The sequence below is a fragment of the Streptomyces sp. TRM68367 genome (assembly GCF_014495685.1).
Taxonomy (GTDB): Bacteria; Actinomycetota; Actinomycetes; order Streptomycetales; family Streptomycetaceae; genus Streptomyces.
In genome coordinates this window covers 15,319-28,505 of sequence record NZ_JACTVI010000098.1, presented here as the reverse complement: position 1 = coordinate 28,505, position 13,187 = coordinate 15,319, and the positions used below count along the sequence as shown (strand labels likewise).

Sequence of the window (13,187 nt, the reverse complement as noted above, 5' to 3'; positions counted from 1 at the left end):
AGGTGCGGTCGGTCGCCGTGCCCTGGGGCAACTGCGTCGAGCCGTCCAACGTGAAGGCCGGAGGCAATGCCTGCCCGATCCGCTTCCAATGCGCCGGTTGCGGCTCGTATCGCCCCGACCCCTCACACCTGCCCGCCATCGAGGACCAGGTCCGCAGCCTGAAGGCCAACCTGGAACTGGCCCGCGCGATGGGCGCGGCCGACTACACGATCAAGGGCATGGAAGGCGAGATCGCGGACTACCTGAACGTGATCAAGAAGATGAAGGCGAAGATGGAGTCCATGCCCGACGAGGAACGCCACGAGGTCGAAGAGGCCAGCAAGATCTTGCGGCGCCTGCGCGCCGGCTCCGCCGCGTCCGGGCCGGTCGCCCTGCCCATGCCCGTCGTCCGCCCTGCCGACGAGGCCGGAACGTGACCGCCAAGCGCACCCCCGCCGACGTGCTCCGCGAGGCCAGGAAGAAGGACAGCCTGGCCAAACGGACGAAAGTCCTCGCGGTGGTGGACGAGATGAAGGCCAAGGGCGAGCCGGTCACGTTCCTCGGCGTCGCCAAGGCCGCCCAGGTGTCGAATTGGCTCGTCTACGCCGAGGGCGTGCGCGAGCACATCGACGCCGCGCGCAAGAGCCAAGCCCGAGGCAAGAGCCGGGAGCAGAAGACCGGTACGGCCGCCAGCTCGGCGAGTATAGCGACCGACCTGGAACTGGCTCGCGCCGAGCTCCGGGCCCTGAGGGAGGAGCGGGACCGGCTCAAGGCCGCCGTTCAGCGTGGCCTTGGGCAGCAAGTGGGACAAGCTGGCCATGCTGAACTGGTCTCCCGCATCAACGAACTCACCGCGGCCAACCAAGAGCTCGTCGGCAAGTTGGTCCGCGCCGAAGCGGACCGGGACGGCCTGCAGTCCGCGCTCACCGAGACCCAGGACGACCTGATCTCTGCCCGGCAGGCCCTGCGGAACATGATGCGCGATCAGAACCGCCCCAGCGAGTGACAGCGCGATGCCGGGCGGCGACGGTCAGGAGTTTGTACACCACCTGTCGAAGCCGCCCTGCTCAGAGTGGTCAGAGGCGTGCACTGGCCTGTGTCGGCGGTCACGCAATTCGGCTCTGGCGACGATCACGTGACGTGCCCAGGTCGATGCGTCGTGGCACGCAGGGTCCTGTGTGATCGGAGAGGATGACCGGCGTGCTTATCGCGGTGTGTTGAGGACCTGTTTCCGCATCTGAACGCTGTTGTCGTCGACCGGATGGAGTCCGACGGGGTATCAGTGACGTTGTCCGTGCGGTCTTCCGTGTCGGTCGCGGCGTGTTCCGGCTGCGGATCGGGGTCCTCGCGAGTCCACGGTCGCTACCGCCGTTCGCTGGCGGACTCGCCGGTTGCCGGACGTGGGGCGAAGATCGTGGTGACGGTGCGCCGCTTCAAATGCGTCAACGATGCGTGCTCCCAGACGACGTTCAGTGAGCAAGTCCCGGGCCTTACCATGCCGTTCGCCCGGCGGACGCCGACCCTGACCAAGGCGCTGGTGTCGATCGCGCTGGCGCTGGCCGGCCGTGCCGGATCCCGGCTCGCCACTCAACTGGGCATGCCCTGCGGCCGTGATCTGCTCATCAAACTGATCCGTAAACAGCCTGCGCCCCAGGTCCCGGCGGTGACCGTGCTCGGCGTCGACGACTTCGCGATCCGGCGCCGTCACTCCTACAACACCATCCTGATCGACATGGAGACGCACCGGCCGATCGACGTGCTGCCGGACCGCGAGGCTCAGACGCTGGCCGATTGGCTGACCAGACATCCCGGTGTCAAGATCGTGTGCCGCGACCGTGGCGGCGCCTACGCCGAGGGCGTCCGGGCCGGCGCGCCGGACGCTCTGCAGGTCGCGGATCGCTTTCACCTATGGAAGAACCTCTGCGAAGCGGCGCAGAAGACGGTCGTGGCACACCACGGTTGCCTACGTCAGGCAGTTCGCGCCGAGGCTGAGGTCCAATCCGAGGAGCACACAGCCCCACTGCAGATCACCAGTCCGCCGAGCCGTGACTACCCGCTGGCCGCCCGGACCCGTCAACGCCACGCCGACGTACAGGAATGCCTGGCCCGCGGTTTGTCCAGGGCTGCGGTCAGCCGCGAGTTGAACCTCGACATCCAGACCGTGCGCCGCTTCGCCGACGCCGCCACCGCCGAGGAACTGCTGGCCAAGGCCGAGCACCGGGTGAGTCGACTGGACCCGTGGCGTGACGTGGTCAACCAGTGCTGGAACGCCGGAGTCACCAACGCCCAGGACATCACCGCCGAACTCCGCCTCCTGGGCTTCACCGGCAGCGTCCAGATCGTCCGCCGCTACCTACGGCCGCTGCGTCCGCACGGCGACGGACGCAAACGCGGCCCCGGAAAGTCCGCGCCGACCACCCCGGCGATCCCCAAACCACGCCAGGTCAGCCGCTGGATGCTCACCCACCCCGACCACCTCGACGAGGACGACGCGCTCGGGCTGATAACCGCAGTATCCAGCTGCGAGCATCTCGAACGCCTGCACAACCACATCCGCACGTTCGCCGCCATCATGACGCAGCGACGTGGCGCCGATCTTCTGGCCTGGCTGGACACCGTGGACGCCGACGACCTTCCGGCACTGCAGACGCTCGCCACCGGCTTGCGCCGAGACCTGGACGCCGTCATCAACGGACTGACCCTGGAACACAACTCAGGTGTAGTCGAGGGCGCCGTGACACGCATCAAGGCCCTCAAACGCCAGTGCTACGGGCGAGCGAACTTCGACCTTCTCAGACTACGAATACTGCTGACACCTTGACCACGTCACGTGATCGTCGCCAGAGCCCGCAATTCCCCGCCCCGAACGTCACGTAATGGACCAGAGGGACACCGGCGTCGCGCTCGTCGTGGACATGGGGACGGTGACCGCGCGTCAGGAGCGGCGGGTTCCGGTGACCGCACAATGGGTCCCGTGGCCCATGTTCCGATCGCTCGTCATCTGCTCCGCGCCAGGGATCTCGCGGACGCCCGCTACTGCGAGGCACTCACGGTGGCCGACCTGGCCGCGGCCGCCGCGCTGTCTCCGGCCCACTTCAGCCGCTGCTTCAAGGCCGCGTTCGGCGAGTCGCCGCACCAGTACCTGTTGACGCGCCGCCTGGAGCGGGCCGCCGCCCTGCTGCTGGCGACCGACTGGACGGTGGCCGCGATCGGTGTCGCCGTCGGTCTGCGGAGCATCGGTTCGTTCACGACGAGTTTCCGCAGGATGTACGGGATGACCCCGCAGGCGTACCGGGCGGCGCATCCGGCCGCCGCGCGGCATGTGCGCGTCCCTCGCTGTGTGGCGATGGCTTACGGACGGCCGCGGAACCGCACGTTTCGAGAAGACACAGGGGCGCCGGCTGCCTAGCGTCGGTTCTAGGCAATGACCAAGGAGTCACCATGACGACGATCAAGATCGCCAATGCGCAGTTCTGGGTGCACGACCAGGACGCGGCACTCGACTTCTACACGAACAAACTCGGGTGGGAGGTCCGGGCCGACGTGACGATGGAGGCCTGGAGCTTCAGGTGGCTGTGCGTCGCCCCGCCTGGCGGGGACGGTCCGGCGCTCGTGCTGATGCCGGTACCCGGGCAGCCAATGCTGGACGAGGCCGCCAGTGCCCAGCTGTCGGACCTGGTGGCCAAGGGCGCGGGCGGCACACTGTTCCTGGAGACCGACGATTGCAAGGCCGCGTATGACGAGCTGTCCGCCCGTGGTGTCGAGTTCAACGATCCGCCGACGGTACAGCCGTACGGGATCGACACGTCGTTCCGGGACCCGTCGGGCAACAACATCCGGCTCACGCAAGTGCTGGAGTTCGATCCGGAGCGGCACTGACCCGAATCCGCAGGGAGTGCTTCCTTTCTGAGTGACCATTGAGGTCGCCTGCACCCGCGGTCTGAACCGCTCCGGGGCTGATGGAGGCTCCACCGATCCCGAGGCGGTTCATCCGTCACGGCCCCAGCCCAGGTGGGGAATTACGTGACGCTGATCACGCAGATGCTGGGAATTGCATGACCGCCGACAGCCTGCCCTTCAGGTGGCGCCAGACAACCGATGTCGCTGAAGTGACGACGCCATCTCGATGCCGACCTCGTAGCGCCCCGACCGCAGGAACGGCCTCCGATCGGGATTCCTGCCGAGGCTCGTTCGTCAGAACCGGCCGTCGGCAGGGAGGCCCACCCCGCCCAGGACGGTGAGGTCTGTGCGGTGCGGTGGGGACGACAGCAGGGCGAGGACGTCTGCGGGGTCGGGACCGTCAGCGGGCGGCGGAGCAGCGAGGGCGGCCTGCGCGCTGGCGTCGTCCTGCCAGACCTCGGTGACGTGCACCGTGTCCGGGTCTGCTGCGTCCTGGCTGATCAGGTAGATCTCGGAGCCAGGGAATCCGCGCAGCCTCTCCGCGACCCTCAGCAGGGCTGCGGCGAGTTCGCCACCCCTACCCGGGTGCGCGGTCATGGTCATCAATCGGCCGATCATGTTCAGACCAGAGTGGTGATGCAGAATGGGTGGCCGGCGGGATCCAGCAGGACCCTCCACCGATCGGGCTGGGGCTGGGTCTGGAGCTCGACAGCGCCCAGGGCCAGTAGGTGAGCCTGCGCGGAGTCCAGGTCGTCGACGCCCAGTTCGATGTGGGCCTGTTTCTCCTGGGAGGGGTCCGGCCAGGTGGGACGCCGGTAGTCGGCCAGTCTGTTGAACCCCAGTCCAGCTGAGCCCTCCTGGCCGAGCAGGACGAAGTCGTCAGTGGAGTAGGCGACGGGCAGGCCGAGGGCGTCGCCATAGAAGCGGGCCAGTTCGGCGGGGTCCGGGCAGTCGAACGTGACGACCGCATAGCGGATCGCGGGCGCGGATGTGTTTCCAGTGCTCATGGGAAAGACGCTATGACGAGACCAGGACAGATTCAGTCCTGGTCATGCGAGACACTTCACGATGTGATCAGCACATCCGCCCGCCTGCTGCGACTGGTCTCACTGCTGTCCGCACGCCCGTCGTGGACCTGCGGCGAGCTCGCCGAGCGGATGGCGGTCACCGAGCGCACGGTGCGGCGGGACGTCGCCAGGCTCCGGGAACTCGGCTACGGAATCGAATCCGACCCCGGGCCATGGGGCGGCTACCGCCTCGGCGGCACCCGGATACCGCCACTCATCCTCGACGACGAAGAAGCACTCGCCGTGGCTGTCGGGCTGCGGGAGGCCGCGCTCAGCGGCGTCCTCGGCAGCGACCAGGCCGCGCTGTCGGCGCTGCTGAAACTGCGGCAAGTCCTCCCGCCGAAGATCGCGGGCCGCCTGGGCGAGATGGATGCGGCATTCGTGCACACCTTCCGGCCCGACGAGCCGCAGATCGCGCCCGGCATGCTGCTGGAACTGGCCACCACCTGCCGCCATGGGGAACGCGCCCGTATGTCATACCGCGACCGGGAAGGGAAGGCCACGGTCCGGGACGTCGATCCGTACCGCCTGGTGCACACGGGACGCCGCTGGTACTTCGTCGCCCGGGACGTGACGCGGAGCGAGTGGCGGACGTTCCGGGCCGACAGGGTTGTGCAGATACAGTCGACCGGACATGCGGTGGAACTCGTCGATTCGCCCGACCCGGCGCTGCTCGTCTCCCACTCCATCGCGAGCGGCGCCTACCCGCTCTACGTGACGATCCGCCTCCCGCTGCCCATGGACCAGGCACTGCGGAAGATCCCACCGACGGTAGGCACCCACCGTGCTGAAGGCCCCAACGCCACGATCGTCGACATCGGCGGCCCCGACGCGGACGGGCTCGCCAAGTACCTCCTCAGTCTGGGTACACCGCTCCGGGTCCTGTCGCCGGACGATGTGCGGGAAGCACTGTTGCGCCGTGCCCGAGAACTGTTCGAGGACAACGTGCACACTCAGCTCCAATAGAAGCGTGTTGCTCCCGGGGACGCCGACGAAGCCGGTAAGTGAGCTGCACCACCGGCCCGTCGGCGCCCGATTTCCCTCAGAGGTCGACGCCCTCACCAGCCGCTGCGGCCGCCCGTCACCCAGGCCCCACGCTTGCGAATCCCACACGCGCAGGGGGCATCGCACGTCAACACCCATACAAGGCACGTGCCTGACGTCCCTGAACCACCCACAACCAGCCTGTCTGCACTGAAGCTTGACAACCCTAGATAATCGGCGGCCCCCTCGCTCTGCTCGCCCTTGCGAAACGGCGCGGTATCACCGTCGATGACCAGGACACCGCCATGACCCGGATCTGCCGTTGGCTCGACGGGATCCGACAGAGCGACCACAGCGGAACCCGCTGGCCTCGGTGGATCAGCGCGACCGGCCCCGCTCCCGCCCTCCCCGCCACCCCGTCCTGGTGCTACGGCACGCCGGGCCTTGCCCGCGCACAGCAGCTCGCCGCCATCGCCCTCGGCGACGAGGACCGCAAACGGATGGCCGAGCGCGCCTTGCTGTACTGCCTGGACGACGCGCACCAACTCGACAAGCTCTCAAATCGCGGCCTGTGCCACGGCGTTGGCGGCGTTCTGCGCACGGTGCAGCGCTTCGCGGAGGACGCAGAGGCCCCGCATGCGTTCAACGTCCGCCTTCCCCTGCTCAGGCAGCGTTTTCTCGTCGCCGACGCGCCGGAGGAGACCGGATTCCTTGAAGGGGAAGCCGGGGCCGTCCTGGCGTTCCAGAGCGCTGAACCAGGAGCCGGGCCCATCACCGACTGGGACGCCTGCCTGCTCCTGAGCTGAAGAGGACGACATAGTGCACGAGCACGACACCAGCCCGGTCGAGAACGCCATCTGGTCCGTTCTCGGCGGGCTGCCGATCGCGGACGCAGCAGGCCGAGCGGGGACGTCCCCCGCCCGGCTGGCTGCCGCGGTCGAGCGGTACCGCGCCGCCGGCCGGGCTGCGCTCGACGCCAGCCCCGAGGGCTGGCACCAGGTGAACATCGAGTTCGCCGACTACCCCACCGCTGAACGGGCCTTCCGCGCCTACCTCCTGCCCGCCTTGCGCGGTGCACCCGTTGGGGCGTGGTGGTTCCTGCGTAAGTACCCCTGCTGGCGCCTGCGTGTTCACCCCAGCCCGGACACACCGGCCGAGGACGTCCTCGCGCACGTAACCGAAGCCCTCGACAGCGCGGTGTCCTGGAACGTGGTGAAGGACTGGTGCCCGTATCTGTACGAGCCGGAGAGCGTCGCTTTCGGCGGCCCAGACGGCATGACGATCACTCACCGGGTGTTCCACACCGACAGCATTGGCGTACTCGACTACCATCAGCACGCCGCCAGCGAAACCGATGGAGCCCTCGACGCTAAGGCCACCTCTCTGCTCGTCACCACCCTGTTCCTGCGAGCCGCCGGGCTGGAATGGGGGGAGCAAGGCGATGTGTGGGGGCAGATCGAGGTCAAACGGCCGCTGCCCGAAGACGTTTCCGCCGACAAGGTCAGCGCCATGGCGGAGACGATGCGGCAGCTACTCATGCTCGACGCCGGCCCTGCACTCACTGGCGGCTCGCTCGCGCCGTTGCAGTGCTGGGTGACCGGCATGGAGCACGGGGGGCGTGCCCTGGCAGATGCCGCGCGGGACGGGCTCCTTGGGCTCGGCCTCCGCGGTGTCCTATCCCGGCACGTCCTCTTCCACTGGAACCGCATGGGTTTCACCGCCCGGCAACAGGCCATCTGGTCACGTGCCGCCCGGGAAGCGGTCCTTGGCCGCTGACTGACAGGTGGCCCGAGCCACTGTCGTTTGCAGGCGGCCGGGGTCATTGTCGTGTGCGATGCATTTCGGTCAATCCTGGCCGACTGCTCGGTGAGGCAGGCGAGTTCGGCCGGTAGGGCGGGCTCTCCGGGTAGGTTCGCAGGTCACAGCTACCGCGCGTTCAGGGTGTTCCCGCCGTGTTCCCACGGGAACACGTAGCCGTTGGCATCCGGGCTGATGCGGGGAGATGCGGGGAGATGCGGGCTCGCGTCGGGAGCGATCCGTGCAGGTGGGCGCGTTGTTGCAGGTCAGAGGCTTGATTGGTGTCCGGTCGATAAGGGTTCAAGTCCGGTTCCGGGCACTTCCGACATCATGCGCGGCCACACTTGGCGGCCGCTTTGGCTGCACCCTCCATCAGGACCTGGCCAGGGGACGCCCCGCTTTAGCGGGGTGGGGAATGGCTTCTTTGGACTGCTCTGACCTCAGCTTGGTGCACGGATCTGCACTGTTCGCGGTGACCAACTCCTAGCAGCAGTAGACCTGTTGCGTGTGTATACTGATCGCGTGACTGTGACCAGGAAGGTTCGCCGGTTCTCTGGCGGCGTGTACGACCTCGGGCTCCACGTGGTGTGGTGCCCGAAGTACCGCCGTCCGGTCCTCGGCGGCCGGGTCGCGGAACGCCTGGACGAGCTGATCCGGCAGAAGGCCGACGAACGGGGGTGGGAGATCGTGGCCCTTGAGGTGATGCCCGACCACGTCCACCTGTTCGTGAAACACGATCCGAAGTCGTCGGCCTCATACGTGGCGAACCAGTTCAAGGGCTTCACCTCCCGCGTGCTGCGGGCGGAGTTCCCGCACCTGAAGTCGAAGCTGCCCACGCTGTGGTCGTCCTCGTACTTTGCAGCCTCGGTCGGCGCGGTCAGCGCGGACGCGGTGAACAAGTACATCGACACCCAGTGGGAGCGCCCCTGGAAGAAGGACAAGGAGACGCGGGGTTGATACGCACCTACAAGTTCCTTCTCAGGCCGACCGTGCGCCAGGAGCAGGCACTCACGCAGATGCTTCGGGATCACTGCTCGCTCTACAACGGCGCCCTGCAGGAACGCCGGGACGCCTACCGGCACAGCTCGAAGACGAGCATCAAGTACGGCGACCAGTCCGCGCAGCTCAAGGAGATCCGCGCCTTCGACCCCGAGTGTCAGGGCCGCTGGTCGTTCTCCAGCCAGCAGACGACGCTCAGGCGTTTGGACACGGCATTCGCTGCCTTCTTCAAGCGGGTGAAGGCTGGTCTGACGCCGGGCTACCCCAAGTTCAAGGGCGTCGGACACTTCGACACCGTGACCTTCCCGAAAGACGGGGACGGCTGCCGCTGGGACTCCACCCCGCACGACACCCAGACCCGCGTACGACTGCAAGGCATCGGTCACGTCCGAGTCCACCAGCACCGCCCCGTCAAGGGCCGGGTGAAGACGATCAGTATCAAGCGGGAAGGCCGCCGCTGGTACGTCGTCCTCGCCTGCGACGAGGTTCCCGCCGAGTCCCTGCCACAGACAGGCAGCGTCGTCGGCATCGGCATGGGTACCGTGCACTTCTTCACCGACTCCAGCGGGGGGCACGCCCCAAACCCCAAGTTCCTCGACGCGATGGCCGCCCAGCTGAGGGCAGCTCAGCAGCACCTTGCGACGTTTCCCAAGCACACGAAGCGCCGGACGAAGAAGCATCGGGCTGCGGCGCGGAAGGTCGCCAAGCTGCACGCCAAGATCCGGCGGCAGCGCCTCGACCACCACCACAAGCAGGCTCTCGCCCTGGTCCGTGAGCACGACGTGATCGGGCACGAAAAGCTGAACACCGCGGGCATGACCAAGGCGCCCGCAGCCAAGCCCGACCCCGAGAACGACGGCGCGTTCCTCCCGAACGGCGCCGCCGCCAAGGCCGGGCTGAACCGAAGCATCCTCGACGCGGGTTGGGGACAGTTCCTGTCGATCCTGGCGAACAAGGCTGAGAGCGCCGGTCGCCGAGTGATCCCAGTGGACGCCCGCAACACCTCCCGCACGTGCCCGCCCGAGATAGGTGGATGCGGGCACGTCGCGAAGGAGAACCGCGTCACTCAAGCGAAGTTCGAGTGTGTCCGGTGCGGTCTGGTGGAGAACGCAGACCGTGTGGGCGCGCTGAACGTCCTGCACAGGGCCGGGCTGGTCCCCTGCGACGATGCTTAGCCACCGACGCAGGAAGCCCGCCGCTTTAGCGGTGGGTGGAGTCACTGAAGAGTTCACCGCAACAGCCGTTGACAGCGGACATGTGCGGTCAGAGACTCACGTCAGCAAGAGGTGAAAGAAATTTCACCAGACGAACAGCGGAAGGGAACGCCCGATGCGCACCACCGTCGGCATCATCGGAGCCGGCCCCGCCGGCCTCCTGCTCGCCCGGCTGCTGCTGGGCGCCGGCATCGACTCGGCCGTCCTGGAGAGCCGCGACCGCGCCTACGTCGAGCGGCGGCAACGCGCCGGGATCCTGGAGCAGGGGACCGCGGACGTACTGCGCGCGGCCGGCGTCGGCGAGCGCATGGACCGCGAGGGGCTGCGCCACGACGGCATCGAACTGCGGTTCGCAAAACGGCGCCACCGCGTCGACTTCCCCGCCCTCACCGGCGGTAAGTCCGTGACGGTCTACGCCCAGACCGAGGTCTGCAAGGACCTCATCGCCCTCCAGCTCAAGGAGGGCGGCCCGCTGCTCTTCGAGGCCGAGGCCCTGGCCGTCGAGGACGCCGGCACCGACCGCCCGCGCATCCGCTTCCGTCACGAGGGCCGCGAGGACGTCCTCGACTGCGAGTACGTCGTCGGCTGCGACGGGTTCTGGGGCGTCGCCCGCAAGACGATCCCCGCCGAACTCACCCGGGTCTTCGAGCGGACGTACCCCTTCGGCTGGCTCGGCATCCTCGCCGACGTACCGCCCTCGCACGACGAGTTGGTCTACGCCCGCCACGACCGCGGCTTCGCCCTCCTCTCCATGCGTCCGCCCGTCTCCCGCCACCACCCTTCCAGGGAAGTCGCTTCGCTCCCTATGGAATCCTTCGTCTCCCGCCTCTACCTCCAGGTGCCCGAGGGCACGGATGCCAATGAGTGGGGCGAAGAGAAGATTTGGGACGAATTGCAGTGCCGCTTCGAAACGGCCGACGACTGGAGACTGCAACGCGGCCCCATCACCCACAAGTCGGTCACGCCCATGCGCTCCTACGTCCACGAACCCATGCGGTACGGCCGCCTCTTCCTCGCCGGCGACGCGGCGCACATCGTGCCGCCGACCGGCGCCAAGGGCCTCAACCTCGCCGTCGGGGACGTCGTCACCTTCGCGCGGGCACTGGCGTACGAGAAGGAGACCGGCTCGTCCGAGCTGCTCGACGCCTACTCCGAGACCTGCCTGCGCCGCGTCTGGCAGGCCGAGCGGTTCTCGTACGACATGACGACGCTGCTGCACCGCGCCCCCGGCGCCACGCCGTTCGAGGACCGCCTCCAGCTCGCCCGCCTGGAGCGGCTCACCTCCTCACGCGCCGCCGCGACCGACCTGGCCGAGGGCTACACGGGCTTCCCGTTCGGGTGACGTACAGTCGGCGTAAGCTGATGGTCTCCGACTGGTTCCGGACGCGTCGCAGGTTGGTCATGAATGACCCCCTCCGGTGCAGGGAATCAAGGACACGCGTAGCGTGTTGCGCACCACGGCGAGGGAAAGATCCTCCACAAGCACTAGGGTCAATCCTTTGCCGTTCCATTACTCTTGAGCCAAGGCCCAGCCAGTGCGGCCATGGAGGAGTGAAATGAGGAGCAGAAACCCGGTCTTCTCGCGACGGGGGTTCAGCCGCGACAGCGGCTACGCGGGCTTCAACACCGCGCCGCAGGCCGGGGGACCCGCCGTCGCCACGCAGGGCAACCCGTACGCGCAGGGCAACCCCTACGCCCAGCCGGTCGGCAACCCCTACGCGCAGAACCCGTACGCCCAACAGGACGTGCAGCACGGCGCGCCGCCGCAGGCACCGGTCACCACCGGCCGGATGACGATCGACGACGTGGTCCTGCGCACAGGCAGCACGCTCGGCGTGCTCGTCCTCACGGCCGCGCTCTCCTGGGCCCTGCTGCCCGTCGACGACGCCAACCTCAGCCGGTCGTACGGCATTGGCATCGGCGCCGCGCTGATCGGCATGGTTTTGGCGTTCGTACAGGCCTTCAAGCGCAAGGCCTCGCCTGCGCTGATCCTGTCGTACGCGGCGTTCGAGGGTGTCTTCCTCGGCGTCATCTCCAGCGTCGTCGACAACCGCATCGCCAGCGGCGCGGCCATGCAGGCCGTGCTCGGCACGATGGCGGTCTTCGTCGGTGTGCTGGTGGCCTACAAGGCCGGCTGGATCCGCGTCAACCGACGCTTCTACGGCTTCGTGATGGCGGCGGCGCTCGGCTTCATCCTGCTGATGATGGTGAACCTGCTGTTCGCGGTCTTCGGCGGCGGTGACGGCCTCGGCTTCCGCAGCGGTGCGCTCGGTGTCGTCTTCGGCGTCATCGGTGTCATCCTCGGCGCCTGCTTCCTCGCCCTGGACTTCAAGCAGGTCGAGGACGGCATCGCGTACGGCGCGCCGCGCGAGGAGGCGTGGCTGGCGGCCTTCGGCCTGACGCTGACACTGGTGTGGATCTACCTGGAGTTCCTGCGGATCATCGCGATCCTCAACAGCAGCGACTAGTCTCCGCCGGTCGTCCGCGGACGGTCGTACGGATTCGGTTGCAGGCGAATGGGCCCCGGCTTCGGCCGGGGCCCTTCGTCGTCCAGGCGGTGCGTGCCTAGAGCCTTCGCGCGGCCCTCCTCAAGTCGTACTCGTGGATGATCGCCTTGGCGTGGCCGTACGCGAGGTTGTGCTCGTGCCGGAGCCAGCTGACCTTCTCCTCGAAGCGAAAGAGAGCAGGGCCTTCTTCGACGGTGCGGATCCAGTCGGAGATTTCACGACCGGTGCAGTGGGGGATGCGGGCGAGCAGATTGCGATGGGTCTCCTCGGAGAAGACTTGGGACATCGGCGCCTCCGGACGCTGGGGTGTAAGCCGGTCCTTCAGGTCACGGTGCCTGAGTGTTCGCCTGTTGGCAACAGTCCCGGTGCGGTGCGTAGGGTCGGGGCGTGGTGGATACGACGCGACTGACGCAGGCCGTGGATCACTTTGCCGACCGGTTGAGGGCGGCGCCGCAGAGTCGGTTGCAGCGGGGCGCTGCCGCGGAGGCGCTGGCGCTGGCCAGGGAGTTGGCTCAGTGGGCGCAGGTTCTGGAGGCGCCGGGGGGTGAGCCTCGGGAGATGCCGGATGCGGGGATGTTTGCGGCCGCGGATCAGGTGACTGTTGCGGGGCATGATCTGGCGCTTGTGGTCACGACCGACGATGAGGTGGGGGAGGCTGTGCGGTTGGTTGAGGAGGCGCGGAAGAGGGCGGGGGTTTGAGGGTCGTCAGCGGCTGCGGGTGGGGTGTGGCCACTCGCGCC

At 67.8% G+C, this 13,187-nt stretch carries 15 protein-coding genes and 1 pseudogene; 13 read left to right on the top strand and 3 right to left on the bottom strand.

Translation table 11 applies throughout. The features are described 5' to 3' along the window. The 5 genes and pseudogenes from H8R17_RS47835 to H8R17_RS37310 form a co-directional block, all read left to right on the top strand. A pseudogene (locus H8R17_RS47835) lies at positions 1-416 on the top strand (site-specific integrase); the annotation flags it as partial. Continuing rightward, entirely contained in the window at positions 413-985 is a 573-nt protein-coding gene (locus H8R17_RS47830) for a DUF6262 family protein (RefSeq protein WP_187827649.1), read from the top strand. The pseudogene H8R17_RS47835 and the gene H8R17_RS47830, both read left to right, overlap by 4 nt. A gap of 255 nt (positions 986-1,240) precedes the next feature. Further along, positions 1,241-2,800, top strand: coding sequence for an ISL3 family transposase (locus H8R17_RS37320; RefSeq protein ID WP_262505817.1), 1,560 nt, complete (start codon positions 1,241-1,243; stop codon positions 2,798-2,800). Between the two features lie 144 nt (positions 2,801-2,944). Continuing rightward, positions 2,945-3,388, top strand: a complete 444-nt coding sequence (locus tag H8R17_RS37315; RefSeq protein ID WP_187827647.1) for a helix-turn-helix domain-containing protein — start codon at positions 2,945-2,947, stop codon at positions 3,386-3,388. A gap of 32 nt (positions 3,389-3,420) precedes the next feature. After that, positions 3,421-3,858, top strand: a complete 438-nt coding sequence (locus tag H8R17_RS37310; RefSeq protein ID WP_187827646.1) for a VOC family protein — start codon at positions 3,421-3,423, stop codon at positions 3,856-3,858. A 315-nt stretch (positions 3,859-4,173) separates the two neighbouring features. Here the strand turns inward: H8R17_RS37310 and H8R17_RS37305 are convergent, their stop codons facing one another. Together H8R17_RS37305 and H8R17_RS37300 are read right to left on the bottom strand one after the other, a co-directional pair. Further along, positions 4,174-4,497 (bottom strand): putative quinol monooxygenase, encoded by a 324-nt coding sequence (locus tag H8R17_RS37305; protein WP_187827645.1) that lies wholly within the window; start codon positions 4,495-4,497, stop codon positions 4,174-4,176. Between the two features lie 2 nt (positions 4,498-4,499). Next, positions 4,500-4,886, bottom strand: a complete 387-nt coding sequence (locus H8R17_RS37300; protein WP_187827644.1) for a VOC family protein — start codon at positions 4,884-4,886, stop codon at positions 4,500-4,502. 63 nt (positions 4,887-4,949) lie between these two features. Here H8R17_RS37300 and H8R17_RS37295 point away from each other — a divergent pair, with 63 nt between their 5' ends. The 7 genes from H8R17_RS37295 to H8R17_RS37265 all read left to right on the top strand — a co-directional run bounded on the left by H8R17_RS37295 (position 4,950) and on the right by H8R17_RS37265 (position 12,408). Next, positions 4,950-5,912: a WYL domain-containing protein gene (locus H8R17_RS37295; RefSeq protein WP_316959644.1), complete on the top strand. Its 963-nt coding sequence runs from the start codon at positions 4,950-4,952 to the stop codon at positions 5,910-5,912. Between the two features lie 248 nt (positions 5,913-6,160). Then, positions 6,161-6,736 (top strand): lanthionine synthetase LanC family protein, encoded by a 576-nt coding sequence (locus H8R17_RS37290; protein ID WP_316959646.1) that lies wholly within the window; start codon positions 6,161-6,163, stop codon positions 6,734-6,736. 13 nt (positions 6,737-6,749) lie between these two features. Then, positions 6,750-7,706, top strand: coding sequence for a thiopeptide-type bacteriocin biosynthesis protein (locus H8R17_RS37285; RefSeq protein ID WP_187827642.1), 957 nt, complete (start codon positions 6,750-6,752; stop codon positions 7,704-7,706). A 549-nt stretch (positions 7,707-8,255) separates the two neighbouring features. Beyond that, complete coding sequence (gene tnpA, locus H8R17_RS37280) at positions 8,256-8,684, top strand: IS200/IS605 family transposase (RefSeq protein WP_187827651.1); 429 nt, start codon at positions 8,256-8,258, stop codon at positions 8,682-8,684. Continuing rightward, positions 8,681-9,901 carry an RNA-guided endonuclease TnpB family protein gene (locus H8R17_RS37275; RefSeq protein ID WP_187827641.1) on the top strand — a complete coding sequence of 407 codons (1,221 nt, stop codon included), beginning with the start codon at positions 8,681-8,683 and terminating at the stop codon, positions 9,899-9,901. The genes tnpA and H8R17_RS37275 overlap by 4 nt, the downstream gene beginning before the upstream one ends. Positions 9,902-10,055: 154 nt before the next feature. After that, positions 10,056-11,282 (top strand): 4-hydroxybenzoate 3-monooxygenase, encoded by a 1,227-nt coding sequence (locus H8R17_RS37270; RefSeq protein WP_187827640.1) that lies wholly within the window; start codon positions 10,056-10,058, stop codon positions 11,280-11,282. Between the two features lie 214 nt (positions 11,283-11,496). Beyond that, on the top strand, positions 11,497-12,408 hold the full coding sequence (locus H8R17_RS37265) for a Bax inhibitor-1/YccA family protein (RefSeq protein ID WP_187827639.1): 912 nt from the start codon (positions 11,497-11,499) through the stop codon (positions 12,406-12,408). A gap of 97 nt (positions 12,409-12,505) precedes the next feature. On the opposite strand, the gene H8R17_RS37260 is transcribed toward H8R17_RS37265, so the two are convergent. Continuing rightward, complete coding sequence (locus H8R17_RS37260; protein ID WP_187827638.1) at positions 12,506-12,733, bottom strand: DUF4287 domain-containing protein; 228 nt, start codon at positions 12,731-12,733, stop codon at positions 12,506-12,508. Between the two features lie 101 nt (positions 12,734-12,834). On the opposite strand from H8R17_RS37260, the gene H8R17_RS37255 reads away from it, so the two are divergent. After that, complete coding sequence (locus H8R17_RS37255; RefSeq protein ID WP_316959643.1) at positions 12,835-13,146, top strand: hypothetical protein; 312 nt, start codon at positions 12,835-12,837, stop codon at positions 13,144-13,146. The last annotated feature ends 41 nt before the right edge of the window (positions 13,147-13,187 follow it).

Coding starts and splice junctions, on each gene's coding strand:
- H8R17_RS37320 (WP_262505817.1), top strand. CDS start 1,241: ATGGAGTCCGACGGGGTATCAGTGACGTTGTCCGTGCGGTCTTCCGTG.
- H8R17_RS37270 (WP_187827640.1), top strand. CDS start 10,056: ATGCGCACCACCGTCGGCATCATCGGAGCCGGCCCCGCCGGCCTCCTG.
- H8R17_RS37305 (WP_187827645.1), bottom strand. CDS start 4,497: ATGATCGGCCGATTGATGACCATGACCGCGCACCCGGGTAGGGGTGGC.
- H8R17_RS37260 (WP_187827638.1), bottom strand. CDS start 12,733: ATGTCCCAAGTCTTCTCCGAGGAGACCCATCGCAATCTGCTCGCCCGC.
- H8R17_RS37315 (WP_187827647.1), top strand. CDS start 2,945: ATGGGTCCCGTGGCCCATGTTCCGATCGCTCGTCATCTGCTCCGCGCC.
- H8R17_RS37310 (WP_187827646.1), top strand. CDS start 3,421: ATGACGACGATCAAGATCGCCAATGCGCAGTTCTGGGTGCACGACCAG.
- H8R17_RS37265 (WP_187827639.1), top strand. CDS start 11,497: ATGAGGAGCAGAAACCCGGTCTTCTCGCGACGGGGGTTCAGCCGCGAC.
- H8R17_RS37300 (WP_187827644.1), bottom strand. CDS start 4,886: ATGAGCACTGGAAACACATCCGCGCCCGCGATCCGCTATGCGGTCGTC.